We start from the raw sequence: 24333 nt of genomic DNA, 5'->3' as shown, positions 1-24333 counted from the left end.
TCCGATGACGGCACGTCAGCTCACCGACCGCCTCGGTGCGCTCGCCTTCGGCGGCGACTACAACCCGGAGCAGTGGGACGGGGAGGTGTGGAAGCAGGACGACGAGCTGATGCGCACGGCCCGGGTGAACCTGGCCACCGTCGGCGTCTTCTCCTGGGCTCTGCTGGAGCCGGACGAGGGCCGCTACGAATTCGGCTGGCTGGACGAGCAGTTGGACCGGCTGCACGCCAACGGGGTCGCCGTCGACCTCGCGACCCCGACCGCCTCCCCGCCGCCCTGGTTCACCCTGGCCCACCCCGACGCCCTGCCGGTCGGCCCCGACGGCACCCGGCTGACCCACGGCAGCCGGGACACCTACTGCCTGGCCGCCCCCGCCTACCGTCGGGCCGCCCGCCGGATCGCCTCGGCGCTCGCCGAACGCTACGGCGACCACCCGGCGTTGGCCCTGTGGCACGTGCACAACGAGTACGCGACGCTCTGCTGGTGCGAGCACACCGCAGCCGCCTTCCGGGTCTGGCTGCGCGCCCGGCACGGCTCGCTGGAGGCCCTCAACTCGGCGTGGGGGACGGCGTTCTGGAGCCAGCGGTACGGCTCCTGGGAGCAGATCCAGCCGCTCCGGGCCACCCAGTGGCACCACAACCCCGGCCAGGCGCTGGACTTCCGCCGGTTCTGGTCGGACGAGACCCTCGCCGCCTACCGCGAGCAGCGCGACGCGATCCGCGCCCACAGCGACCGGCCGGTGACCACCAACCTGATGCTGCCCGGCTACCAGAACCTGGACCTGTGGGCCTTCGGCCGCGAGGTCGACCTGGTCGCCGTCGACCACTACCCCGCCGCGCCCGGGGTGGACGCCGCCGCCGACACCGCCTTCGGCGCCGACCGGGCCCGCTCCTTCGGCGGCGGCGTGCCCTGGCTGCTGATGGAGCAGGGCACCAACACCGTCTACGCCGGTGACCGCGTCCTGGCCAAGCAGCCAGGCGAGATCCTCCGGCACACCCTCGGCCACATCGCCCGGGGCTCGGAGGGCGCACTGTTCTTCCAGTGGCGGCAGTCCCGGGCGGGCGCCGAGCAGTGGCACTCGGCGATGGTCCCGCACGCCGGGCCGGACAGCCGGATCTTCCGCGAGGTCACGGAAGCCGGCGAGGCCGTCGCCCGGCTCGGCGAGCTGGCCGGCTCCACCGTCCGCGCCGGGGTCGCCGTCCTGCACGACTCCGACGCCTGGTGGGCGCTGGAGTCCGACGGACTGCCGTCGGCCGAGCTCGACTACCACGCCATCCTGCGCCGGGCCCACCGGACGCTGTGGGACGCCGGGGTGACCACCGACTTCGCCCACCCCGAGCAGGACCTGAGCCGGTATCAACTCGTCATCGCCCCGGCCCTGTTCCTGCTCACCGACGCGGGAGCGGCCAATCTTCGGCGCTACGTCGCCGACGGCGGCACGCTACTGGTCCAGCACTCCGCCGGCGCCGTCGACGAGCGCATGCAGGCCCGCCTCGGCGGCTACCCGGCCGCGCCGCTGCGGGAGGCGCTGGGCATCCGGGTCGAGGAGTACCGCCCGCTGCGGCGCGACGAGCACACCGCCCTGTCCGACGGCTCGCACGGCACCGCCTGGAGCGAGTTGCTGCGCACCGAGGGGGCCGAGGTGGTCGCCGCCTACACCGACGGCATGCTCGGCGGCAGCCCGGCGCTCACCCGGCACGGATTCGGCGCCGGAGCCGGCTGGTACCTCTCCACCCGGCTCGACGACAGCGGCCAGGCCGCCCTGGTCGCCCGGCTGCTCACCGAGGCGGGGGTGGAGCCGGCGCTCCCGGGTCTGCCGTCCGGGGTGGAAGCCGTCACCCGCCACGCCCCCGACGGCCGCCGCTGGGACGTCCTGATCAACCACCGGGCCGAGGCCGTCCCGCTGCCGGAGCCCGCCCACGACCTGCTGACGGACGGTCCGGTGAACGAACTGCGACCGGGCGGCTGCGCGGTCCTGCGTTCCCACTGAACACCCATCACCCCCGAGAGGACGAGCCGCGATGACCGAAGGACCCGCAACGATCCGCTGGGGCCACCAGGCCCTGGGGATCGAGATCGCCCTCGGCGCCGACGGCACCGCCCGCCTGGTCCGCATCGGCGCGCCCGGCGATGCCGTCGGCGACCCGCGCCCCGAAGCGCCGCTGCCGCTGGTGGAGGTGATGGTGGCGGGCCACGGCCGCCACTGGTCGGGCAGGCACCTCATCAACACGAACATCGGTGCGCGGCTGCGCCACCGCACGCACCGCGCGACTCGCGACGGCGACTGGCACGTGCTGACCGTCGAACTTCACGACGCCGAGACCGGCCTGACCGCCGAGGCCGTCTACCGGTCCCCGGACGGTCTGCCGGTGCTGCGCAGCGAGGTTGTCGTGCGCAACGAGGGAGCGAGCACGCTGCACCTGGAGTCGGTCAGCTCACTCGTGACCGGCTGTCTCACCGGGGGAGACCCGGCGGAGCTGGACGCTGCCGACCTCCTGTGGGCGGAGAACGACTGGATGGCCGAATGCCGTTGGCAGCGCAGGCCGTTGCGGGTGACCTCGCCCAGCTTCGGCGACCGCTTCCACCTGACCCGTGGTCGGGAGACCCACGTCGTGGCCGGACAGGGCGTCTGGTCCAGCTGCGGCCACCTGCCGATGGGCGGCCTGACGGACCGTCGGTCCGGCCGCACCTGGCTGTGGCAGATCGAGCACAACGGCGGCGGCTGGCGCTGGGAGTGCGGGCAGCGCGACGACACGGGGTACGCGGCGCTGTTCGGCCCCAACGACGCCAACCACGGCTGGCGCCAACCCCTGGAGCCTGGATCCGAGTTCCGTACCGTGCCCGTCGCGCTGGCGTTCTGTCCGGACGGCGGCCCGGACGAGGCCTTCGCCGCCCTCACCCGCTACCGCCGGGTCACCCGCCGCTCCCACCGGGACCACCGCCACCTGCCGGTCATCTTCAACGACTATATGAACTGCCTGATGGGCGACCCCAGCACCGCCAAGCTGCTGCCGCTGATCGACGCCGCGGCCGAGGCCGGGGCGGAGTACTTCGTCATCGACGCCGGCTGGTACGGCGACGAGGGCAGCAGCTGGTGGCCCACCGTCGGAGCCTGGGAGCCGGCCGCCTCGCGGTTCCCCGGGCCGCGCGGGATCCACGAAGTCCTGGATCGCATCCGGGAGAAGGGGATGGTCCCCGGCCTGTGGCTGGAGCCGGAGGGCATCGGTATCGAAAGCCCGATGGCCGAGTCCCTGCCGGAGGAGGCGTTCTTCCGCCGTGAGGGGCAGCGCGTCGTCGAGGGCGGCGGCCGGTACCACCTGGACCTGCGCCACCCCGCCGCCCGTGACCATCTGGACCAGGTGGTCGACCGCCTGGTCGGGGAGTGGGGCATCGGCTACCTCAAGCTCGACCACAACACCGACTTCGGCTCCGGCACCAGCAGCCACCCCGGGGAGGTCCCGGCGGCCGGTCTGCTGGGCCACAACCGGGCCCAACTCGACTGGCTGGACGGCATCCTGGACCGGTACCCGGATCTGGTGATCGAGAACTGCGCCTCCGGCGGCATGCGGACGGACCACGCCATGCTCTCCCGGCTGCAACTCCTGTCCACCAGCGACCAGCAGGACCTGCTGCTGTACGCGCCGATCGCGGCCTCCGCCCCCACCACCGTCACCCCCGAGCAGGGCGCAGTGTGGTCCTACCCCCAGCCCGAGGACTCCCTCGACGAAGTCGCCTTCACCATGGCCAACTCCCTCCTCGGCCGCATCCACCTCTCCGGAAAGCTCACCGAACTCCGGTCCGAGGCCCGTGCGTTGGTCCACGAGGCGGTGGCCGTGCACAAGTCCCTCCGCGCCGACCTGCCGCACGCCGTACCCGCCTGGCCGCTCGGCCTCCCGGCCTGGGACGACCCGTGGATCGCCCTGGCCCTGCACGCCTCCGCCGTCACCTACCTCACAGTGTGGCGGCGCCCCGGGGCGGACGACACCACGGTGCTCCGGCTGCCCCGCCTGCGCGGCGCCGAGATCCGCGCGGACCTGCTGTACCCCAGTACCGGCCGGCCCCGCTCTGCCTGGTCCTCGGACACCGCCGCACTCACCCTGACCCTCCCGGCGGCTCCGTCCGCCGTCCTGTTGCGCCTCACCGGCCAAGCGCACGAAAGGAGTTGACGATGCGGCAGGCGACCGCGCGTGCGCCACCGCGCGGGCCCGCATCCCGTACGGAGCATTTTTCGTGTCCGGGCCCATCCCCACGCAGCCGCGCCGGGCCCTGTCATCCAGATCGCGGGAGTTCGTTCCCACCCGAACGCACGCACCCCCACCCCACTGGAGGGACGCATGAAATGGTCAGCCCGAACTTGTCGTGAACGTGCCACAGTCGCCGCGGCGGCCCTGTCGCTCGTGCTCACCGGCGTGATCGCCGCCGTTGCACCGCCCGCCGTCGCCGCAAGCTCCGTGTCGGTGTCGGTCGACGCCGCCCTGCAGCTCGCCACGATCCCCGCCACCGGCGTCGGGATCAACACCGCGGTCTACGACTCCAACATGAACCACTCGGCCATCCCCGGCCTGCTCAAGACCGCCGGCATGGGCGCCGTCCGCTACCCCGGTGGCAGCTACGCCGACATCTACCACTGGAAGAACCACACCGTGGAGGCAGGCGCCTACATCGCGCCGAACACCGGCTTCGACGCCTTCATGGCCACCGTGCGCGCGGCCGGCGCACAGCCGGTCATCACCGCCAACTACGGCTCCGGCACGCCCCAGGAGGCGGCTGACTGGGTCCGGTACGCCAACCAGACCAAGGGCTACGGCATCAAGTACTGGGAGGTCGGCAACGAGGTCTACGGCAACGGGCTGTACGGCGGCGGCTGGGAGCACGACAACCACGCCAGCAAGAGCGCCACGACCTACGCCAACAACCTGGTGCAGTACGTCTCGGCGATGAAGGCGGTCGACCCGAGCATCAAGATCGGTGCGGTGCTGACCACCCCCGGCTTCTGGCCGGACGGCATCGTCGGTGCGGGCGACACCATGGACTGGAACCGCACGGTCATGTCGATCGCCGGCGGGAAGATCGACTACGTCATCGTGCACAGCTACCCGAACAGCACCAGCCCGGCCGACCTGTTGACCAAGCCCCAGGCCGAGATCCCCGGGATCACCGGCGCCGTGCGCTCGCTGATCAACCAGTACTCCGGCGCCAACGCCCCCAACGTCGGCATCGCGGTCACCGAGGCCAACGCCACCAGCTACCGGACGACCTCCCCGAACGGCCTGTTCGCCGCGGACACGTACCTCACCTGGATGGAGAACGGCGCGTTCAACGTCGACTGGTGGGCCCTGCACAACGGTTCGGACTGCTCCAACCTGAGCACCGTCGAGGGCGCCACCGAGTACAACGACTACGGCATGCTCGCCAGCGCCTCCTGCGAGCCGTCGCTGAACACGCCCTTCCCCGCTTACTACGGCACCCAGATGATCACCAAGCTGGGCGCGCCCGGCGACACCCTGGTCAAGGCCGCCAGCTCGTCCTCGCTGCTCTCCGCGCACGCCGTCCGGCAGGCCAACGGTGACGTGGCCGTCATGCTGATCAACAAGGACCCGCGCAACGACGCCCAAGTCTCGCTGAACTACACCGGGTTCACCCCCTCGTCCGCCACGCCGACGGTCCACTCCTACCTCAAGAACGCCCGCTCGATCGGTACGGCCTCGGCCGGCAGCCCGACCACCCAGACCGTGCCCGCGTACGGCATCACGGTCGTGCAGATGCACCCGACCAGCGCGCCCTGCCGGGTCGTCTACAACAGGAACGAGTGGCCGGGCGGCATGATCGGCACGGTCACCGTGGTCAACAACAGCCTCGGCCAGGTCAACGGCTGGGCGCTCGGCTTCAACTTCGGCGGCGACACCGCCATCACCAGCAGCTGGAACGCCACGGTGTCGCAGAGCGGCCCGAGCATCAACGCCGGGAACGTGTCCTACAACGCCGCCATCCCGCCCGGCGGAAGCGTCCAGTGGGGCTTCAAGGCCACCTGGTCCGGCGCCCCGGTCCTCCCCGGCCGGGGCGCCGCCCGAACCAGCGGTACACCGAAAGGAACTGATCCAGTGTCAGGCCAGCAGACGGGCAGCACCGTCACCAATCCCGTGATCCCCGGCTTCCATCCCGATCCGAGCATCTGCCGCGTCGGCGACGACTACTACCTCGTCTGCTCGAGCTTCGAGTACTTCCCCGGCATCCCCGTCTTCCACAGCCGCGACCTGGTCAACTGGACGCAGATCGGCAACGCCCTCGACCGGCCGAGCCAGCTCCGCCTGCCGCGGGACATGCCGTCCTCGGCCGGCATCTACGCACCGACGCTGCGCCACCACGACGGCCGCTTCTGGCTGATCGTCACCAACGTCGGCGACAGCGGCAACATGCTCTTCACCGCCACCGACCCGGCCGGCCCGTGGTCCGACCCGGTCCGGCTGCCCGGGGTGCCGGGCATCGACCCGGACCTGGCCTGGGACGAGGACGGCACCTGCTGGTGCACCGTCGCGGGCATCTCGCAGGTCCGGCTCGACCCGTACACCGGCGAGACCCTCGGCGAGCCGGAGCGGACCTGGTCCGGCACCGGGGGCCAGGCGCCCGAGGCACCGCACCTGTACCGGATCGGCGAGTACTGGTACCTCTTGATCGCCGAGGGCGGCACCGAGCGCGGCCACGGAGTGTCGATCGCCCGCGGCCGCACGCCCACCGGCCCGTTCGAGTCGTGCCCGGACAACCCGGTCCTGACCCACCGCAGCACCAACCACCCGATCCAGAACACCGGCCACGCGGACCTGGTGCAGGCGCCCGACGGCACGTGGTGGATGGTGCTGCTCGGCGTCCGGCCGCGCGGCGGCACCCCCGGCTGGCACGTGATCGGCCGGGAGACCTTCCTCGCGCCGGTCGAGTGGGTCGACGGCTGGCCGGTCGTCGGCCCGCTCTCCCCGGAGCTGCCGGCGCCCGCGTGGCCGCTGGTCCCGGCCCCCGGACTGCCGGTCCGGGACGACTTCGACCACGCCGAGCTCCAGCCCTGCTGGATCTCGGTGCGCGAGCGCCCGGCGCAGCTGGCCACCACCAAGGAACGCTCCGGCTGGCTCACCCTGCACGCGGCCGGCGCCTCCCTTGACGCGCCCGACCCGGTCTTCGTCGGCCGCCGCCAGCAGCACCTGGACTGCTCGGCGCGCACCCTGGTCGACCCCGCAGAGGGTCGCGGGGGCCTGGCCGTCCGGCTGGACGAGCGGCACCACTACGAGATCGAGGCGGCTGCCGGCGAGGTGAAGGTGTTCGCCCGGATCGGCCCGCTGCGCACCGAGGTGGCGTCCACCCTGGTGCCCGCCGGTCCGGTGGTGCTCGGCGTCGAGATCGCCCCGCACCCGCCGGAGGACTCGCGAACCGCACCTGACCTGCTCTCCTTCGGTGTCGAACTGCCCGATGGCAGCTTCACCCCGCTCGCCTCGCTGGACGGCCGCTACCTGTCCACCGAGGTGGCCGGCGGCTTCACCGGACGGGTCATCGGCATGTACGCCGCAGCCGGCACCGTCCACTTCGACTGGTTCGACTACGAGCCCACGTCGACCTCATGACCATCTGTCAGGAAGCGCAGCACCCGCACTCACGAGAGGGAGACCACGTGAAGCACATACGACAAGGCCACCGCGCCCGGGGTACCGGCCGGCTGGCCGCCCTGCTGATGGCGCTGACCGTCATGCTGGGCCTGTCCGGCGGCGCCGCGTTCGCCGCGCCCGACGAACAGCAGAAGCCGCTGTGCCCGGTGCTCCGGGTTCCGGACAACGCCATGGACGCCGTAGCGCAGATGCAGCCCAGCTGGAACCTGGGCAACACCCTGGACGCCGTCCCGAACGAGGACTCCTGGGGCAACGGCCAGACCACCAAGGCGACCTTCGAGTTCGTCGCCGGGCAGGGGTACCGCAGCGTCCGCATCCCGGTGAGCTGGAGCGACCACCAGTCCGCCACCGCGCCGTACACCGTCGACGCCACGTACATGGCCCGCGTCAAGCAGGTCACCGACTGGGCGCTGGCCAGCGGCCTGTACGTCGTGCTCAACGTCCACCACGACTCGTGGCAGTGGGTCTCGAAGATGCCCACCGACCATGACAACGTGGTCGCCCGCTTCAACTCCACCTGGACCCAGATCTCCGCCGCGTTCCGGGACGAGCCGCGCTCCCTGCTCTTCGAGGGCATCAACGAGCCGCAGTTCGACAACACCACGGACGCGCAGAAGACCCAGCTCCTGAACGAGCTCCAGACCTCCTTCCACTCGGTCGTCCGCTCCTCGGGCGGCGTGAACGCGAGCCGCATACTGTCGCTGACCACGCCGGCCGGCAGCCCCGAGCAGGCCTACATGGACAACCTGTACACCGCGATCACCGCGCTGAACGACCGTCAGCTCGTGGCGCAGGTGCACTTCTACAGCTGGTACCCGTTCAGCGTGAACGTCGCGGGCGGCACCCTGTACGACGCCGTCGCGCAGAAGGGCCTGGAGGACTCCTTCGCCGCCATGCACAACACCTTCGTCGCTCGCGGCATCCCGGTCTACGTCGGCGAGTACGGTCTGCTCGCCTACCCCGACCAGTTCCACCCCTCCCGCATCGAGCGGGGCGAGGCGCTGAAGTACTACGAGCACGTGGGCTACGGGGCGCGCAAGAACGGCGTCACCACCGCCCTGTGGGACCCGTTCGCCTACCTGAACCGTGACACCCTCCAGTGGCGTGACCCGGCGCTGTTCGCCGTGATCAAGTCGAGCTGGACCACCCGCTCGGGCACGGCCTCCTTCGACAAGGTCTTCGTGCCGAAGGCCGGCCCGGTGACCGCCAAGTCGCTCACCCTGAACCTCAACGGCACCGGCTTCCGGGGCGTGTGGCAGGGCAACACCAAGCTGGCGGCGGGACGGGACTACACCGTCTCCGGCACTCAGCTGACCTTCACCGCCAAGGCACTCACCCGCCTGGTCGGCAACCGCGCCTACGGCGTCAACGCGACGCTCCAGGCCAAGTTCACCAGTGGGCTGCCCTGGAACATCGACATCGTCACCAACGACGCTCCGTCGGTGTCGGCCGCCACCGGCACCACCGACGCGTTCGCCGTTCCGACCCAGTACAAGGGCAACGAGCTGGCGACCATCCACGCCACGTACGCCGACGGCACCAACGCCGGCCCGACCAGCTGGACCCCGTACCAGGAGTTCAACCAGGCCTTCTCGCCGGACTACCCGAACAGCACGATCATCCTGACCCCCGCGTTCCTGACCTCGCTCCGTGAGGGCGAGGCGGCGACGGTGGTCTTCCACTTCTACAGCGGCAACACCGCCACCTACCACGTCACGAAGACCGGCACCACGGTGACCGGCAGCATCGGCTGACGATCCGTCACACCACGCCCCGGCCATCGCAATTCGGCGGCCGGGGCTCCCCACGTCCGGAGGCCTCCGCATGTCCCAGCTGCCCGCGCGCGTCCTGTTTGGCGCCGCGTACTACCACGAGTACCAGCCGTACGAGCGGCTGAAGGAAGACCTGGACCTGATGGCGCGGGCGAAGTTCACCGTCATCCGGGTCGGTGAGTCGGTCTGGTCCACCTGGGAGCCCTCGAACGGCCGGTTCGAGCTGGACTGGCTGCAGCCGGTGCTGGACGCCGCCCACGAGCGCGGCATCGCGGTCGTCCTCGGCACACCCACCTACGCGGTGCCGCCGTGGCTGGCCCGCCAGTACCCCGAGATCGCCGCCGAGGACGGCACCGGGAAGCCCGCCTCCTGGGGCGCCCGCCAGGAGGTCGACTTCACCCACCCCGCCTTCCGGTTCCACGCCGAACGGGTGGTCCGGCGCATCGTCGAACGCTACGCCGGCCACCCGGCGGTGATCGGCTTCCAGGTCGACAACGAGCCCGGCTGCCGACTGCCGCACAACCGGGGCCTGTTCCAGCGCTTCGTCGACGAGCTGCGGCAGCAGTACGGCGACGTGGAGACCCTCAACCGCGAATGGGGACTGGTCCACTGGTCGCACCGCCTGACCACCTGGGCCGACCTGTGGACGCCCGACGGCAATGCCCAGCCGCAGTACGACGTCGCCTGGCGGGCCTTCCAGGCCCGGCAGACCAACGAGTTCATCGCCTGGCAGACCGCGATCGTGCGCGAGTACGCACAGCCGTCGCAGTTCGTCACCACCTGCCTCCACTACGGCCACCCTGCAGTCGAGGACGACGAGCTGACGGATGCTCTGGACGTCACCGCGGGCAACCCGTACTACGACATGCAGGACGCCCTCGCGCTGCCCGACCCCACGCCCGACGACCACGTGCAGGGATGGAAGACCGCCGGTGTCTGGGCCCTGTACCAGAGCGCGGACCGGATCTTCTCCTCCCGGCAGGAGCCGTTCCTGGTCACCGAGACCAACGCCCAGGCGATCAGCGGTACTTCGGAGAACCGGCCGGCCTTCGACGGCCAGTGGCGGCAGGCCGCCTGGGCGCTGGTCGCCCGGGGTGCGCGGATGGTCGAGTACTGGCACTGGCACACCCTGCACTTCGGCGCCGAGACGTACTGGGGCGGCGTCCTGCCGCACAGCGGCCGCCCCGGCCGGGTCTACGCCGAACTCGCCCGCCTGGGTGCCGAGTTCGAGACGGCCGGAGCGCTGGTCGCCGGAGTCGACCCCGACGCCGACATCGCGATGGTCTACTCGATGCCCAGCAAGTGGCTGATGCAGAAGTACCCGCCGCTGGCCACCCCCGACGGCGCCCCGGACGGCAGTTCCTACCACGGGATCTTCGACCCCTTCTACCGGGGCGCGTTCGAGGCCGGTCGTCAGGTGCGCATCCTGCACGCCCGCCAGCTGCACGACGCCCGGGGTGAACGCGAGGGCATCGCACCGGAGTCGGCCGCGCAGCGGTACCCCGTGCTGGTCGTCCCCGGGCTGTACCTCGCCGAGGACTCGCTGCTCGACTGGCTCGCCGCCTATGCCGAAGCGGGCGGCCACCTCGTGCTCGGCCCCCGCACCGGCTACGCCGACCACGAGGCCCGGGCGCGCCACGAGCCCGCCCCCGCGCGCCTCGCCGAGACGGCGGGCGTGTACTACGAGGAGTTCAGCAACCTCACCACCGGCCTGCCTCTCGATGCAGGACCGGACAGCCCGCTGACGCTGCCTCCGACCGCGACCGCGACCCGCTGGGTGGATGGCCTGACCGTCACCGACGCCGAGGTGCTCGCCGAGTACGACCACCCGCACTTCGGCCGCTGGCCCGCCGTCACCACCCGCCGGCACGGCGCGGGCCGGGTCACCTGCGTCGGCACCGCCCCCGACCGTGAACTCGCCCGTGCCCTGGCCACCTGGTTCGCGCCCGCCCCCCGCAGCGGCTGGACCGACCTGCCCGAATCGGTCACCGCCACCACCGGCACCTCCCCGGACGGGCGCCGCGTCCACGTGGTCCACAACTGGAGCTGGCAGCCCGTCACCATCCAGGCACCCACGACACTGACCGACGCGCTGGACGGTACCTCGATCCCGTCCGACGGGGAGGTGAGCCTCGATGCCTGGGACGTCCGGGTCTTCACCACCGGCGGCTGAACCGGCGGGCCCGAAACGGCGAGTACCGGGTGCGCTCAGGGCAGCGGCGTCGTCGTCCGGCCCAGGTACCAGACGGGCCCGGGGTCGGGCACCGGCAGCGGGCTGAAGCCGAGGCGGTCGTAGAAGGCCCGGGCCGCAGTGTTCGCCTGGACCATGCACAGATGCACGGCCGGGGTGCCACGCCGGTGCAGTGCGTCCAGAAGCGTGCGCATCAGGGCGCGGCCGTGGCCGCGGCCCTGCCACGGCGGCAGCAGATCGATATGCAGATGGGCGGGGTACCCGGCCAGCTCCGCGTGGACCATGCGCTCGGGGGTGTGCAGCAGCCCGATCATCTCCTCGGACGGGGTGCGGGCCGGCCCGTCCGGCGACGGGTAGCGCCCGGCGACTGCGGGGAGCCACTCGCTGCGGAACCGGCGCGCGAAAGCGGCCGTGTCCACGGCGCCCAGCACATAGCCGACGGCGGTCCCCGCGCCGTCGTCCAGGACGAACGCCAGCTCCGGCTCCAGCTGCACATACGGATACGCGAAGATCGTCGGCATCAGCTCCGGGTCGGGGTGGATCGCCGACGAGTCGCCGCCCTCGTGGGCCGTGCGGACACAGACCTCCGCGAGCCGGGTGCGGTCGGACGGCCGGTACGGGCGTACGAAGGGCTCGGTCACATCTCTCCTCATGCGCCCCACCATTCCAGAGTGGGAGCGCTCCCGTACGGTTGTCGGTGACACGAGGCCAACCTTCTGTCAGCTCGAACCGAACAGGGGACGGTACCGACTGGCATCAACCGGTGAGGTAAGAGCTCGCAGCCCTTGATGGCACATCGGAGAGCTGTGCGCGTGCTCTGTTGACACCCCGTCGCACTCTGCTCCTTAGACCCTCCGGCAATTGGGGGGCGGCGTCGCGGCGTTGGGGCACGCACCTCGCCGGCTTGTCGTCGGTCGCCGATGCTCCGCATGGACTCCCTCCTCCGCACCGCCGAGGCACGCACCCCGCAGAGACATCAGCCGCTGACGCGGCGGGCGCTCCTTCATCCACCCCCCAATTGCCGGAGGGTCTTAGTACCGTGCCCTGCCCGMTGCGCCGATCGGGTGCGGTGGGCAGGGCACGTTCGGGCGGGTTGGGCAGGCCGGGGCGCGGGGTCCGATTCCGATCGACAGTCGAACCCCGGACGGCTCGGATGCCGTCATGGTGAGACCCCTACGCGGCGCCGGAGTTCGCGGCCTGGGTGCCGACGATCCGTTCGAAGAAGAACTCGTGCTTGAGGAAGGAGACGTCGTACTCGTGGCCCGGGTAGGGCGGGATCAGCTGCGCGGCCTGGAACAGCCGCCAGCCGTCCCGGAGCGCCGCCACCCCCGTGTCGTACGGCGGCTCGTCGCTGTCGCCCGTGGTGGGTGTGGTGCGTCCGGTGCCGTCGTACCGCGCCCAGCCGACGACGTACGAGTCCAACGCCGAGTCGGACAGGTAGAGCACCAGCACCTGCTGTCGTGCCGAGTCGGTCGTCATACTGCTCGCTCCTTCGGACGGTTGGAGACCCGGGTCACCCAGTGGTCCAGGTCGTAGCCGTCGTCGCCGGTCAGCGCCCGCCAGAGCAGGATGCGGTTGTACCGCTCCAGGCGACCGGTCGCCCCCTCGTACCACGGGAACATCGTGTCCAACTCAGCGTTCACCTGCGGGTCGTGGAGATCCGAGGTGTCCCACAGGCACTGTTGACGCACCGTCGGATTGAAGCGGATCTTGAACATGTAGCGCGTCGTGTCGCTGTCGTTGCGGCGACCCCCGTGCCAGAGGCCGTGGTGCAGAAACACCACCGTCCCCGCCGGGCAGACCAGCCGGTCCTGGCCGCGCAGGTTCTGGTAGCGGCCGGTGTCCGACTCGTTGGTCCGGCGGAGATGACTGCCCGGAACGCTGAGGGTGCCGCCCATCTCCAGTGTCACCGCCTGCGGGTAGTACATCAGTTGCACGTCGAAGGCATCCGGCCGGACGTCGATGACGGCGTCCCCGTGCAAGGCCTGGGCGTCGCCGCCGTGAGGTTCGCGGGTGTGCACGAAGTGGTGGTCCACCCACGGCTCGGGGCCCACCAGGCTGCGCAGTCCGCCTGCGACCTGCGGCAGTTCGAGCAGCCTGCGGACGAAAGAGCCTTCCGGGTAGGCCGTGGACAGCGGCGTCCCGTACGGCACCGGCGGCACGTCGTCCGCCAGCACCTTCAGGCCCTCCGCGTTCAGCTCCGCCGGGACCACCGCGTCCAGCCGCAGTGACCCGCGCGCGACGAAGCGCGCCATCTGCACCGAGCTGAGCAGTTCCTGTCTCTTCTCCATGGCGGCCACGCTAGGCCCGGCCACCGCCCTGCCGGGTGGGCCGTGTTCACCCAGTGGTGGTCGATTATCACCATGCTGCGGGCACCATGGTAGAACTCCTGACCATGCACACGGCCATCGCCCACCTCGACGAGCCTCCGACCCTCGCCGCCGTTGGCATCGGCGTGCACGGGCCGGCCGGCCGGGTGGAGGTGTTCTCCCTGCCGGACCTGTGGCAGCTCCATCTGTACGGCTACGACGCCGACCTGACGGTGGACGGTACCGAGCACACGATCCGCCCGGGGCGAGTGAGCCTCGTACCACCCGGGGCCGAGGTCCGCTACCGCTACCGGGGTCGCTCCGAACACCGCTACGTCCACTTCCGCCTGGGCACCGGGGGAGCGCCCACGAGCATCCCGGTGATCCAGTCGGCCGGTCCCGAACTCGCCTTTCTCGAAGCGCAGTTGCAGCAGGCGCTTTCCGCCTGGCCGCACACTCCGGCGCGAGCCGTGGCCGAGGTGTGGGGCGCGCTGTGGCGGGTTGCCCGACTCACGCCGCCACGGGAGCGGACCGCGCAAGCCGTCCATCCCGCGCTGGCGGCCGCGGTGGCCCTGATCGAGGCGCGGTTGACCGAACCCCTGACGGTGCCGGAGATCGCCAAGGCGGTCGGTATCTCCCACAACCACCTGACCCGGCTGTTCCGGGCCGCGACGGGGGAGACGGTGGTCGGCTACATCCGGGCCCGGCGGATGGAACGGGCCCGCCACTTCCTGTGCGCGACGACGCTCTCCATCCCTGCCGTCGCCGCCTCGGTCGGCATCCCCGACCTGCAGGCGTTCAACAAGACCTGCCGCCGCGAACTCGGGGCGTCCCCACGCGGTATCCGGGCCGCCCGGCCCGTTCAGCTGGAACGCTCCCCGACCCAGAGAACCTCGGCAACCTTTCCGCCACCGGCGGCAACCGTGCAGTGAACCATCGGCTCGACCCTCCGGACGGACGACATGCAGACAGCACGGCAGACACGGCAGACCACGCGGCAGCGCAAGCGCTCACGCAAGCTGGTGTTGGGCACCACGGCGGTGCTGAGTGTGGTGGGACTCCTGGTCTGCCTGGCGATGACGGTGCTGCGCCCCGACCCCGGAGTCGAGGCCGCCCCGGTCGCCGCTCCGGTGGCCGGCGCCGAGGCGGGGGCGTCGCCCGCGCCAAGTGCCGCTCTGCCGACGGATGTTGTGAGCCCAGCGGCGGCCCCGGCCCCGACCCCGACCCCGAGCGCAGCCGTGACCTCCGGCACCGCGAAGCCCTCGCCGACGGCAAGCTCGCAGACCTCGGCCGCCACCGTGCCGTCGGCCGGACGGATCCAGCCCAAGGCCACCTACAAGGGCGTTGCCACCGCGTACGAGGCCGCCGACGGCAACGGTGCCTGCCTCTTCGGGCCGAGCGACGACCTCATGATCGCCGCGATGAACACCACCGACTACGAGTCGTCCAGGGCCTGCGGCGCGTACGTGCTGGTCCGGGCCGCGAACGGCGCATCGATCACGGTCCGGATCGTCAACGAATGCCCGCTGCCGTGCGCACCGGGTCAACTCGACCTCAGCCAGCAGGCGTTCGCCAAGCTCGCCGATCTCAAGGTCGGCCGGATCCCGATCACCTGGAGCCTGCTGAGCCCGGGCACCTCCGGCACGCTCTCCATCCGGTACAAGACCGGGTCCAGCGCCTACTGGTGCGGCATCCAGGTGATCAACCACCGTAATCCGGTCGCCCGGCTGGAGGTCCGTACCGCCGCCGGCTGGCGGCAACTGACCCGCACCGCCTACAACTACTTCCTGGCCGCGGACGGCAACGGGTGCGGCGGCTCGATCAGGATCACCGACATCTACGGGGAGCAGCTGACGGTCGACGGGATCGCGGTGAAGGCGGACGTCGTCCAACCGACCCGGGTCCAGTTCGCCGTGCACTGAAGTGAACAGTCGGGGGCGACCTTGTGCGCGAGTACTTGACGATCACTCATGCCCCGTGCTTTTCTCCCTGCAGCCGGTTGTTCGACCTTCAAGTTGTTAGCGCTAACAGAGCGCGGAATCCCCGGTATCCCCCACCCCGTAGGGGCCATGCCCTGCAGCCGTCTCGGACGCGCCGTGCCGATCTGCACGCATCCGAGAGGGGCTGACCCCTGCCCACGTCCACCCCTAGGAGGGTGCAGATGAACGCTCTCGGTAGATCTCCACGGACCCCGTCACGTCGAGGATGGCGCTCGCGCCTGGCCGCCGTGCTCTCGGTGGTCTTCCTGGCCGGCTTCCTGGTCTCCGTGAACACCACCACCGCATCCGCGGCGACGGTCGACACCGCCAAGTGGTACGTCCTGGTCAACCGCAACAGCGGAAAGGCCCTGGACGACTACAACTTCGCCACCGCCGACGGCTCGGCCGTCGTCCAGTGGACCCGGAGCAACAACGAAGCCCAGCAGTGGCGCTTCCTGGACTCCGGCGGCGGCTACTACCGGCTGCAGAACCGGAACTCCGGCAAGGTCCTGGACAACTACAACTGGTCCTCGGCCGACGGCACCGACGTCGTGCAGTGGAGCGACCTCAACGCGACCAACCAGCAGTTCCGCCTCGCCGACTCCGCCGACGGCTACGTCCGCCTCCTGAACCGCCACAGCAGCAAGGCTGTTGAGGTCCAGGGCGCCTCCACCGCCGACGGCGGCAAGATCGTCCAGTACGCCGACTGGGGTGGCAGCAACCAGCAGTGGCAGCTCGTCCCCGTCGCCGACGTCGGCGGCACCGGCACGTGTGCTCTTCCGTCGACCTACCGGTGGACCTCGTCGGGTCCCCTGGCGGAGCCGAAGAACGGGCAGCTCGCGCTGAAGGACTTCACCACCGTGAAGTACAACGGCAAGAACCTGGTCTACGCGACCACCTCCAACGGAACGTCGTGGGGCGGGACGACGTTCAGTCCCTTCACGAACTGGTCGGACATGGGGGCGGCCACCCAGACCCAGATGACCGACGGCGCGGTGGCGCCCGAACTGTTCTACTTCGCGCCCAAGAACGTCTGGGTGATGGTGTCCCAGTGGAGTCAGTGGCCGCTCTACTACCGCACGTCCAGCGACCCCACCAACCCCAACGGCTGGTCCGCCGCGCAGCCGCTGTTCACCGGCAGCCTCCCCGATGGCCCCCAGGGCCAGAAGGAAGCCCCGATCGACCCGACCATGATCGCCGACGACCAGAACATGTACCTGTTCTTCGCCGGTGACAACGGCAAGATCTACCGGGCGAGCATGCCGATCGGGAACTTCCCCAGCAGCTTCGGCTCCTCGTACACGACGGTCATGAGCGACACGACGAACCTTCTGTTCGAGGCGCCGGAGGTCTACAAGGTCAAGGGCCAGAACCAGTACCTCATGATCGTTGAGGCGCAGGGCACGAACCGCTACTTCCGCTCGTTCACCGCCTCCAGCCTGAACGGTCCGTGGACCGTCCAGGCCGGCAGTGAGAGCAGCCCCTTCGCGGGCACCGCCAACAGCGGTTCCACCTGGGCCCAGGGCGTCAGCCACGGTGACCTGGTCCGCGACAGCGCCGACCAGACCATGACCATCGATCCCTGCAACCTGCAGTTCCTCTACCAGGGCCTTCTCAAAAACGTACCGGCGGGCACCGACTACCTGAGCCTGCCGTACCGGCCGGGCCTGCTCACCCTGCAGCGCTGACCCGCTGATCCACGGTGATCGCGATGGGGTGCGGTCCGCCGACGCGTAGACGAGCGGTCTACGGCGTGGGCAACTCCACCTGCTGACCTTTCCGAAACGCCGCGCCGCCGACCGTTCCAACGGTCGGCGGCGTCGTGCCGGTCAGCGGTCGCTGCGGCGCCGGGCAGCGGCGGCGAGCACCAGAGCCGCACCTGCGAGGGCAAGGCCCGCTGCCGCCGCCACGAGCACCGCGAGGCCGGTACTGCCGGTCTCGGGGAGCGTCGGCCCCTGCTCGGTCGCGTCCGGCGTGGGCGTCGGAACGGCGGTGGGCGTGGGTGTGGGCGTGGGGGACGGGGACTGCCGCCTGGTGTTGGTGACGGTGCAGGTCGCGCCGCCCGACGGGAGGTCGAGGGTGAAGCCGTCGGCGGAGGGGACGGCGGTCGTGCCCTGGCAGGAGACCGCGCCGATCGACCAGCCGTCCGGGATCGCCTCGGTGACGGTGTGTCGGCCCGGAGTCAGATAGGTGGTACCCGCGGCGACCGGGGTGTCCGGGTGTGCGGTGGTGGCCCGGCCGAGGTCGGTGCCGTCCTCGGCGGTGAAGCCGAACGGTCCGCCCGCACCGCCGTCGGTCTGCTTCAGCAGGGTGAGCGGGGCGACGCTGTCGCTCGGTGCGTCGGTGTAGGTACAGGTGACGGTGTCGGCCGCGGCCAGGGTGATCGAGGCCCGGGTGCCGCTGGTGGTGGTGGCGCTGGTGCCGTCGGCGGAGGTGCAGGCGAGCGCCGTCATGGTCCAGCCGTTCGGCACCCGCTCCTGCACGGTCCACGGCTGCCCGGCCTCGCCGCCCGCCGCCCGCTGGAAGGTCTGCTCGCCGTCGGAGCCGGGCCCGGCGGTCAGCTGGAAGAGGCCGCCCGGGTTGTAGGAGAGATTGCCGTCGAAGGCGAACGGCTGCGCGGTGGTGGCGCCCACCACGTGCTTGCGCACCACGACGGTGCCCGGTCGGCTCGGCTTCCGGACGGCGTAGTAGTAGCAGAACACGTGGGTGGAGCCGGTCGGGTACGCGGCCCGGTCCACGTTGTCGGCGCGCTGGTTGTCCACGGCGCAGCGCAGCGTCGCGAAGGAGTAGGTGTTGCCCAGGAGTTGCTGGTTGAGCGGGTCGGTGGGGGTACCGCCCTGGATCTGCAGCCGGCGGTTGCGGGCCACGGTGATCAGGCTGTCGTCGAGGTCGACGGTGACGGCGCCGGCCAGCGAGCGGCCGGTGTCGTTGCGGTTCGCGTCCAGCTCGGGGACGGAGGCGAGGGTGGTGGCCTGGGTGAGCCCGTCGGGGACGGGGGTGACCGTGGAGAGGTCCTGGACCTCGCCGCCGATGCCGCTGCCGAGGGCGAACCGCCAGCCGGTCAGCGGTGTGCAGTTCGGGTCGTTGGCGGCCTCGATGTCCGGGGCCACGGGCTGCCCCTCGGTGTACACCGAGTCCTTGCCGAGGTCCTCCAGCGACTGCATGTTGTCGCCGCGCTGCCGGTTGGCCATCACGTCGCTGTAGCTCGGGCAGACCCGGGCGACCAGGGTCAGCTTGAGGTCGCCGGTGGCCCGGGGTTCGGCGGCGGCCGGGCCGGCGCTCAGCACGGCGGCGGCCGCCAGTGCGAGCGCGGTGCACCGGAGGGCGCTGCTGCGCAGAGGTCTCATGTCTGCCAGCCTGGTGGCTCCGCCGAGGATTCATGATCAGGGCCGACGCCGCCACGGCGTGTCCACTCGATCGGCCCTCCCGGGGCTTGCTGCATCCGGACCCTGGGCGGGGCGCTCGGCGGGCCGGTCGGCGTGCACAGCGGCGATGAGCAGAACCGCGACGGCGGCGACGGCCTGACGCGGCGTCAGTCCACGGTGCCGCGGCGGATCACGTCGGCGTACCAGTGGGCACTGCTCTTCGGTGTGCGTACCAGAGTGTCGTAGTCGACGTGGATGATGCCGAAGCGCTTCTCGTAGCCGTACGCCCATTCGAAGTTGTCCAGCAGTGACCAGAGGAAGTAGCCGCGCACGTCCGCGCCGCCGGCGATCGCCTCGGAGACCGCCGTCAGATGGTCGCGGACGTAGGCGGTCCGCTCGGGGTCGTGGACGCTTCCGTCGGGGGAGACGGTGTCCTCGAAGGCGGCGCCGTTCTCGGTGACCAGCAGCGGCAGGCCGAACTCGCGGTGCAGCGCGAGCAGGGAGTCGGACAGTCCGGTCGGGTCGATCGGCCAGCCCATGGCGGTGACGTTGTCGTTGGCGAGGTGGAAGGCGACGTCCTCGGCGCCGGGCCAGGGCGACGGGCCGCCACCGTGGCCGTCGTGCCGGGGAAGGTTCTTGGCGTTCCCGGCGCTCGAAACCACGGTCGGGTTGTAGTAGTTGAGGCCGAGCAGGTCGATCGGGCGGGAGATCTCGGGGAGGTCGCCGTCGTGCACCAGCTCGTCCCACTTGACCAGGTGGGCGGTGTCGGCGAGCAGGTCCTCGTCGTACCGGCCCCGGAACATCGGACTGGTGAAGATCCGGTTGCCGACGGCCTCGATCCGGCGGGCCGCCTCCAGGTCGTCGGGGTGCGAGCTGTGCGGCCGGACGGCGTGCAGGTTGAGCGAGACGGCCAGTTGGGCGTCGGCGGGCAGGGTGGCGCGCAGAGCGCCGATGGCAAGGCCGTGGCCGAGGTTGAGGTGGTGGGCGGCCTTGAGCGCGTCGGCCGGATCGGTGCGGCCGGGGGCATGCACGCCGGAGCCGTAGCCGAGGAAGGCGCTGCACCAGGGCTCGTTGAGGGTGGTCCAGGAGGACACCCGGTCGCCGAGGGCCTCCGCCGCCAGCGCGGCGTAGTCGGCGAAGCGGTACGCGGTCTCCCGGGCCGGCCAGCCGCCGACGGACTCCAACTCCTGTGGCAGGTCCCAGTGGTAGAGCGTGGCGACCGGGGTGATGCCGTGCGCGAGCAGTTCGTCGACCAGCGCCCGGTAGAAGTCGAGACCGTGCTCGGCGGCCGGGCCGCGCCCGGTCGGCTGGACGCGGGGCCAGGAGAGGGAGAAGCGGTAGGCGGTGAGGCCGAGTTCGGCCATCAGCCGGACGTCGTCGCGGAAGCGGTGGTAGTGGTCGACGGCGGTGTCGCCGGTGTCGCCTCTCGCGACCTTGCCGGGGGTGTGGCTGAAGGTGTCCCAGATCGAGGCGGTGCGGCCGTCCTCCGCGACGGCACCCTCGATCTGGTAGGCGGCGGTGGCCGCGCCCCAGGCGAAGCCGGAGGGGAACGCACGGCGGGCGGAGCTGGTGGTCATCAGGTGTTCTCCAAGAGGTGTCGTGATGGTCGGGCGCGGAACTGACGGCGGGTCAGCCCTTCAGTGCGCCCTGGGTGATCCCGCCGACGATCTGCCGGCCGAAGACGGTGAAGACCAGGAGCAGGGGAAGGGTGCCGACGAGGGCCCCTGCGGTGATGACGGACCAGTCGGTGGACCAGCCGGTGCCGAGCCCGGCGAGGGCCACCTGGACGGTCGGGTTGGTGGCGCCGTTCATCGCGATGATCGGCCACAGGAAGTCGTTCCAGGACTGGACGAAGGCGAGCATTCCGAGTACGGCCATCGCGGGCCGGGCGATCGGGACCACGACGTGCCAGACCACCCGCAGCGAGTTCGCACCGTCGACCCGGGCCGCCTCCAGGAGTTCGGTGGGCAGGGCCTGGCTGAGGTACTGACGCATGAAGAAGACACCGAAGGCGGTCACCAGGGTGGGCAGGACGAGGGCGCCCAGCTGGTTGCCGAGCCCCAGGTGCTTCATCAGGATGAACAGCGGGACGATGCTGACCTGGGCGGGCACGGCCATGGTGGTGACGACCAGGGCGAGCAGGGCGCCGCGGCCCCGGAACCGGAGCTTGGCGAACGCGAACCCGGCCAGCACCGAGAACGCCACGGTACTGAGCGCGACCGTGCCCGCGACCAGGGTCGAGTTGAGCAGCGCGACGCCCATCCCGCGTGACCCGGCGTTGTTCCACACGTAGCCGATGTTGTCGAAAAGATTGCCCCCGGGCAGCAGGGGCGGAGGCGTGGAGATCACCCGGTGGCTGTCGGTGGACGCGGCCACCACCGTCCAGTAGAGCGGGAACAGCGAGGCGAGGGTGACCAGGACCAGCATCGTCAGGGCGAGCGGTCCGGCCCGGTGCTGGCCGCCCGCGCCGAGGGCGCGCGGTCGGCGCCGACGCGCGGCGGKGGGGGRGTGGGGGGCAGGGATGGTGGTCATCGTGTCCTTCCCGCTCAGTTGGCGGAGCGCAGGCGGCGGGCGATCAGGGTGTTGGCCAGGCCGACCAGCAGGAGCAGGCCGAACATCGTCCAGGCGATGGCGGAGGCGCGGCCGAGCATGCTGTGGTGGAAGCCGGTGTCGTACATCAGGATGCCGAGGGTCTCGTACTGGTGGTCCGCGCCGCCCTGGTGGCCGCTCTGGCCGCCGAACAGGTAGGGCTCGCCGAAGAGTTGGGTGGCCCCGATGGAGGAGACCACGACGGTGAACAGGATGGTGGGACGCAGCTCGGGGATGGTGACGTGGCGGAACTGCTGCCAGCGGGAGGCGCCGTCGATGGCGGCCGCCTCGTACAGTTCGCGCGGGATCGCCTGCATCGCGGCGAGGTAGATCAGCGCGTTGTAGCCGGTCCACCGCCAGATGACGATCACCGAGACGGCGAACTGTGAACTCCAGGGGCCGGCCTCCCAGCGGACCGGGTCGACACCGACCAGGCCCAGCAGCCAGTTGGCCATGCCGCCTTCGGGGCTGAAGATCAGCGCGAAGACCAGGGTGGCGGCGGCCACCGAGGTCGCGTAGGGCGCGAGCAGGGCGGTGCGGAAGAACCCGCGGGCCGGGAGATGGTAGTTGAGCAGGTGCGCGAGGCCGAGTGCGGCCAGCAGCTGCGGCACGGTGGAGAGCACGCCCAGGGTGATCGTGTTGCGCAGGGCGTTCCAGAAGAAGTGGCTGGGCGGGCCGAACAGCAGGTCCCAGTAGTTCTGCAGACCCACCCAGTCGGCCTGGTCCACGTTGTAGAGACTGACCCGGTGCAGGGACAGCCAGCCGGTGTAGAGCAGCGGGAAGAGGCCGAAGGCGGCGAACACCAGGAAGAACGGCGCGACGAACAGGTAGGGCGAGGCGGCGCGGTCCCAGCGGTGCAGGCGGCTCGTCCTGGCGCGGGCGGGTGGGGCCGTGGGCGGTGAGCCGGGCGGGTCGGTTCGATGGGTGCGGGTAGGGGTGGCCACTGGGGTCCTCCGTGCCGGGTGCGTCGTCGCGCTGTGCTGGAAGGGGGTGTGGAGGCCGTACGGGCCACGGGCGCGCGGCCCGTACGGCGCGGCGGACCTACTGGATGGTGCTGGTGATCTCCTTGAGGGTGGCGGCCCAGGCCTCGTCGGCGCTCTTGTGGTTCTGCTCCATCAGCAGCACGCCGTTGCTGAACGCCCCGTGCAGGGTGCCGTGGTGCGGGCCGGTCTCGGCCGGCGTGATCGCCTTCGCGGCGGTGGAGAAGATCTGCCCCGTGGGCGCCTTCGGGCCGATGTAGGGGTTGGTGAAGTCCGTGACGCCGGGCAGCGTGTAGGCCTTCTGGTTGGCGGGGATGTTGCCGACCTTCTGGAAGACCTTGGCCTGCTGCTCGGGCGCGGTGAGCCAGGCGGCCAGCGCCTGGGCCTGCGCGACGTGCTTGCCGGAGGCCGGTACGGCGAGGAAGGAACCGCCCCAGTTGCCGGCGGCGGGCGCCTGGGCGATGTTCCACTTGCCCGTGTTGCCGGGGCCGGAGAACTTCTCGATGTTGGCCTGCTGCCAGGACGGGCAGACGGTGGTGGCGAAGGTGGAGTTGGAGAAGGCGGTCTGCCAGGGGGTGTCGAACTCCTTGAGCCCCTGGGTGACCCCGGCCTGGACCGCCTCGGCGGCCAGCTTCCAGCCCTGCTGGACACCGGTGGAGTCCTGGTAGGCGACCTTGCCCTTCCGGTAGTACTGCTCGGCGTTGGAGGAGACCACGCCGTTGTACAGGCCGGTGGCGGTGTCCATGAAGTAGGTGCCCTTGGGCGCCTTGGCCTGGTACTGGCGGCCCGCCTCGACGTACTTCGCCCAGTCACCCGCCCACAGCGCGCTGACCGCGGCCGGCTCGGAGGGCAGGCCGGCCGCCTGGAACAGGTCCTGGCGGTAGCAGATCGCCATCGGGCCGACGTCCGTGCCGAGGCCGATGGTCTTGCCCTGCGCGGTGGTCGCCTGCTGCCACTTCCACGGCAGGTAGGCCTCCTTGTCGACGCCCTGAGCCTTCGACAGATCGGTGAACGCGCCCGCGAGTTGCTCGGAGGTGGCGAGCGCGATCCGGCTCACCTCCAGCGCCTGGATGTCGTCGAGCCCGCCACCAGACAGGCGGGTCTGCAGGGCGGTCCAGTAGTCGCCCTCCTGGGTGGTGGTGTTCTCCGTGATGGTGATGTTCGGGTGGGTCTTCGTGTACTCGTCGAAGAGCCCGGCCTCCCTGTAGCCGAAGGTGCCGAAGTCGCCCACGCTGACCGTGATCTTCGCGTTCGGGTCGTCGGAGCCCGTTCCGGCGGAGGAGCATCCGGTGGCCAGCAGCGCAGTGACGGCGGCGGCGGACACGAGGGCGGCGGTTCTGCGGGAACGGCGGTGCGCGGACATGGATTCTCCAGGAAGGGGTGGGTGTGCGGGGTGGCGCGGCGAGGGCCCGGAGGGGCCGGAGCGCAGAGATGTGGGAGCGCTCCCAGGCGGCGGAGTGAAACCTTGCTCCCCCAGGTGAAGGGCTGTCAAGAGGTGA

The 24333-nt window shown here is 71.0% G+C and carries 16 protein-coding genes and 1 pseudogene; 9 read left to right on the top strand and 8 right to left on the bottom strand.

The window, feature by feature from the left end:
• Nucleotides 1-4: 4 nt before the first annotated feature.
• The 6 genes and pseudogenes from ACXJMZ_RS16030 to ACXJMZ_RS16005 all read left to right on the top strand — a co-directional run bounded on the left by ACXJMZ_RS16030 (nt 5) and on the right by ACXJMZ_RS16005 (nt 11594).
• Nucleotides 5-1990, top strand: coding sequence for a beta-galactosidase (locus ACXJMZ_RS16030; protein ID WP_457030709.1), 1986 nt, complete (start codon nt 5-7; stop codon nt 1988-1990).
• Nucleotides 1991-2021: 31 nt separating this feature from the next.
• Nucleotides 2022-4166 (top strand): alpha-galactosidase, encoded by a 2145-nt coding sequence (locus ACXJMZ_RS16025; protein ID WP_457030708.1) that lies wholly within the window; start codon nt 2022-2024, stop codon nt 4164-4166.
• 168 nt (nt 4167-4334) lie between these two features.
• Nucleotides 4335-6029: pseudogene (locus ACXJMZ_RS16020) on the top strand (cellulose binding domain-containing protein); the annotation flags it as partial.
• A gap of 72 nt (nt 6030-6101) precedes the next feature.
• Nucleotides 6102-7607 (top strand): glycoside hydrolase family 43 protein, encoded by a 1506-nt coding sequence (locus ACXJMZ_RS16015; RefSeq protein ID WP_457030745.1) that lies wholly within the window; start codon nt 6102-6104, stop codon nt 7605-7607.
• Nucleotides 7608-7654: 47 nt separating this feature from the next.
• Nucleotides 7655-9403, top strand: coding sequence for a cellulase family glycosylhydrolase (locus ACXJMZ_RS16010; protein ID WP_457030707.1), 1749 nt, complete (start codon nt 7655-7657; stop codon nt 9401-9403).
• A gap of 70 nt (nt 9404-9473) precedes the next feature.
• Nucleotides 9474-11594, top strand: coding sequence for a beta-galactosidase (locus tag ACXJMZ_RS16005; RefSeq protein WP_457030706.1), 2121 nt, complete (start codon nt 9474-9476; stop codon nt 11592-11594).
• A 35-nt stretch (nt 11595-11629) separates the two neighbouring features.
• On the opposite strand, the gene ACXJMZ_RS16000 is transcribed toward ACXJMZ_RS16005, so the two are convergent.
• From ACXJMZ_RS16000 to ACXJMZ_RS15990, 3 genes are all read right to left on the bottom strand, one after another.
• The gene (locus ACXJMZ_RS16000; protein ID WP_457030705.1) at nt 11630-12265 is read right to left on the bottom strand and encodes a GNAT family N-acetyltransferase; all 636 of its coding nucleotides are present in this window, start codon (nt 12263-12265) and stop codon (nt 11630-11632) included.
• Between the two features lie 520 nt (nt 12266-12785).
• A complete protein-coding gene (locus ACXJMZ_RS15995; RefSeq protein ID WP_457030704.1) occupies nt 12786-13091 on the bottom strand; it encodes a hypothetical protein in 306 nt (101 codons plus the stop codon).
• Nucleotides 13088-13903 carry a phytanoyl-CoA dioxygenase family protein gene (locus ACXJMZ_RS15990; RefSeq protein ID WP_457030703.1) on the bottom strand — a complete coding sequence of 272 codons (816 nt, stop codon included), beginning with the start codon at nt 13901-13903 and terminating at the stop codon, nt 13088-13090. Before ACXJMZ_RS15990 ends, ACXJMZ_RS15995 begins: the two co-directional genes overlap by 4 nt.
• Before the next feature lie 104 nt (nt 13904-14007).
• Between ACXJMZ_RS15990 and ACXJMZ_RS15985 the strand changes: the two genes are divergently transcribed.
• The 3 genes from ACXJMZ_RS15985 (at nt 14008) to ACXJMZ_RS15975 (ending at nt 17588) form a co-directional block, all read left to right on the top strand.
• Nucleotides 14008-14853, top strand: coding sequence for a helix-turn-helix domain-containing protein (locus tag ACXJMZ_RS15985; RefSeq protein ID WP_457030702.1), 846 nt, complete (start codon nt 14008-14010; stop codon nt 14851-14853).
• 30 nt (nt 14854-14883) lie between these two features.
• Nucleotides 14884-15843: an expansin EXLX1 family cellulose-binding protein gene (locus tag ACXJMZ_RS15980; RefSeq protein WP_457030701.1), complete on the top strand. Its 960-nt coding sequence runs from the start codon at nt 14884-14886 to the stop codon at nt 15841-15843.
• A 239-nt stretch (nt 15844-16082) separates the two neighbouring features.
• Nucleotides 16083-17588: a non-reducing end alpha-L-arabinofuranosidase family hydrolase gene (locus ACXJMZ_RS15975; RefSeq protein ID WP_457030700.1), complete on the top strand. Its 1506-nt coding sequence runs from the start codon at nt 16083-16085 to the stop codon at nt 17586-17588.
• Between the two features lie 141 nt (nt 17589-17729).
• On the opposite strand, the gene ACXJMZ_RS15970 is transcribed toward ACXJMZ_RS15975, so the two are convergent.
• The 5 genes from ACXJMZ_RS15970 to ACXJMZ_RS15950 all read right to left on the bottom strand — a co-directional run bounded on the left by ACXJMZ_RS15970 (nt 17730) and on the right by ACXJMZ_RS15950 (nt 24197).
• Nucleotides 17730-19247 (bottom strand): prealbumin-like fold domain-containing protein, encoded by a 1518-nt coding sequence (locus ACXJMZ_RS15970; RefSeq protein ID WP_457030699.1) that lies wholly within the window; start codon nt 19245-19247, stop codon nt 17730-17732.
• A gap of 185 nt (nt 19248-19432) precedes the next feature.
• A complete protein-coding gene (locus ACXJMZ_RS15965; protein ID WP_457030698.1) occupies nt 19433-20842 on the bottom strand; it encodes a GH1 family beta-glucosidase in 1410 nt (469 codons plus the stop codon).
• 52 nt (nt 20843-20894) lie between these two features.
• Entirely contained in the window at nt 20895-21797 is a 903-nt protein-coding gene (locus tag ACXJMZ_RS15960) for a carbohydrate ABC transporter permease (protein ID WP_457030697.1), read from the bottom strand.
• 14 nt (nt 21798-21811) lie between these two features.
• On the bottom strand, nt 21812-22798 hold the full coding sequence (locus ACXJMZ_RS15955) for a carbohydrate ABC transporter permease (RefSeq protein WP_457030696.1): 987 nt from the start codon (nt 22796-22798) through the stop codon (nt 21812-21814).
• 97 nt (nt 22799-22895) lie between these two features.
• Nucleotides 22896-24197, bottom strand: a complete 1302-nt coding sequence (locus tag ACXJMZ_RS15950) for an ABC transporter substrate-binding protein (RefSeq protein ID WP_457030695.1) — start codon at nt 24195-24197, stop codon at nt 22896-22898.
• Nucleotides 24198-24333 lie beyond the last annotated feature (136 nt).

This window comes from Kitasatospora sp. P5_F3 (genome assembly GCF_054049135.1).
The sequence above is the reverse complement of the archived record's forward strand: the minus strand, read 5'-3'. Positions and strand labels throughout refer to the sequence as shown.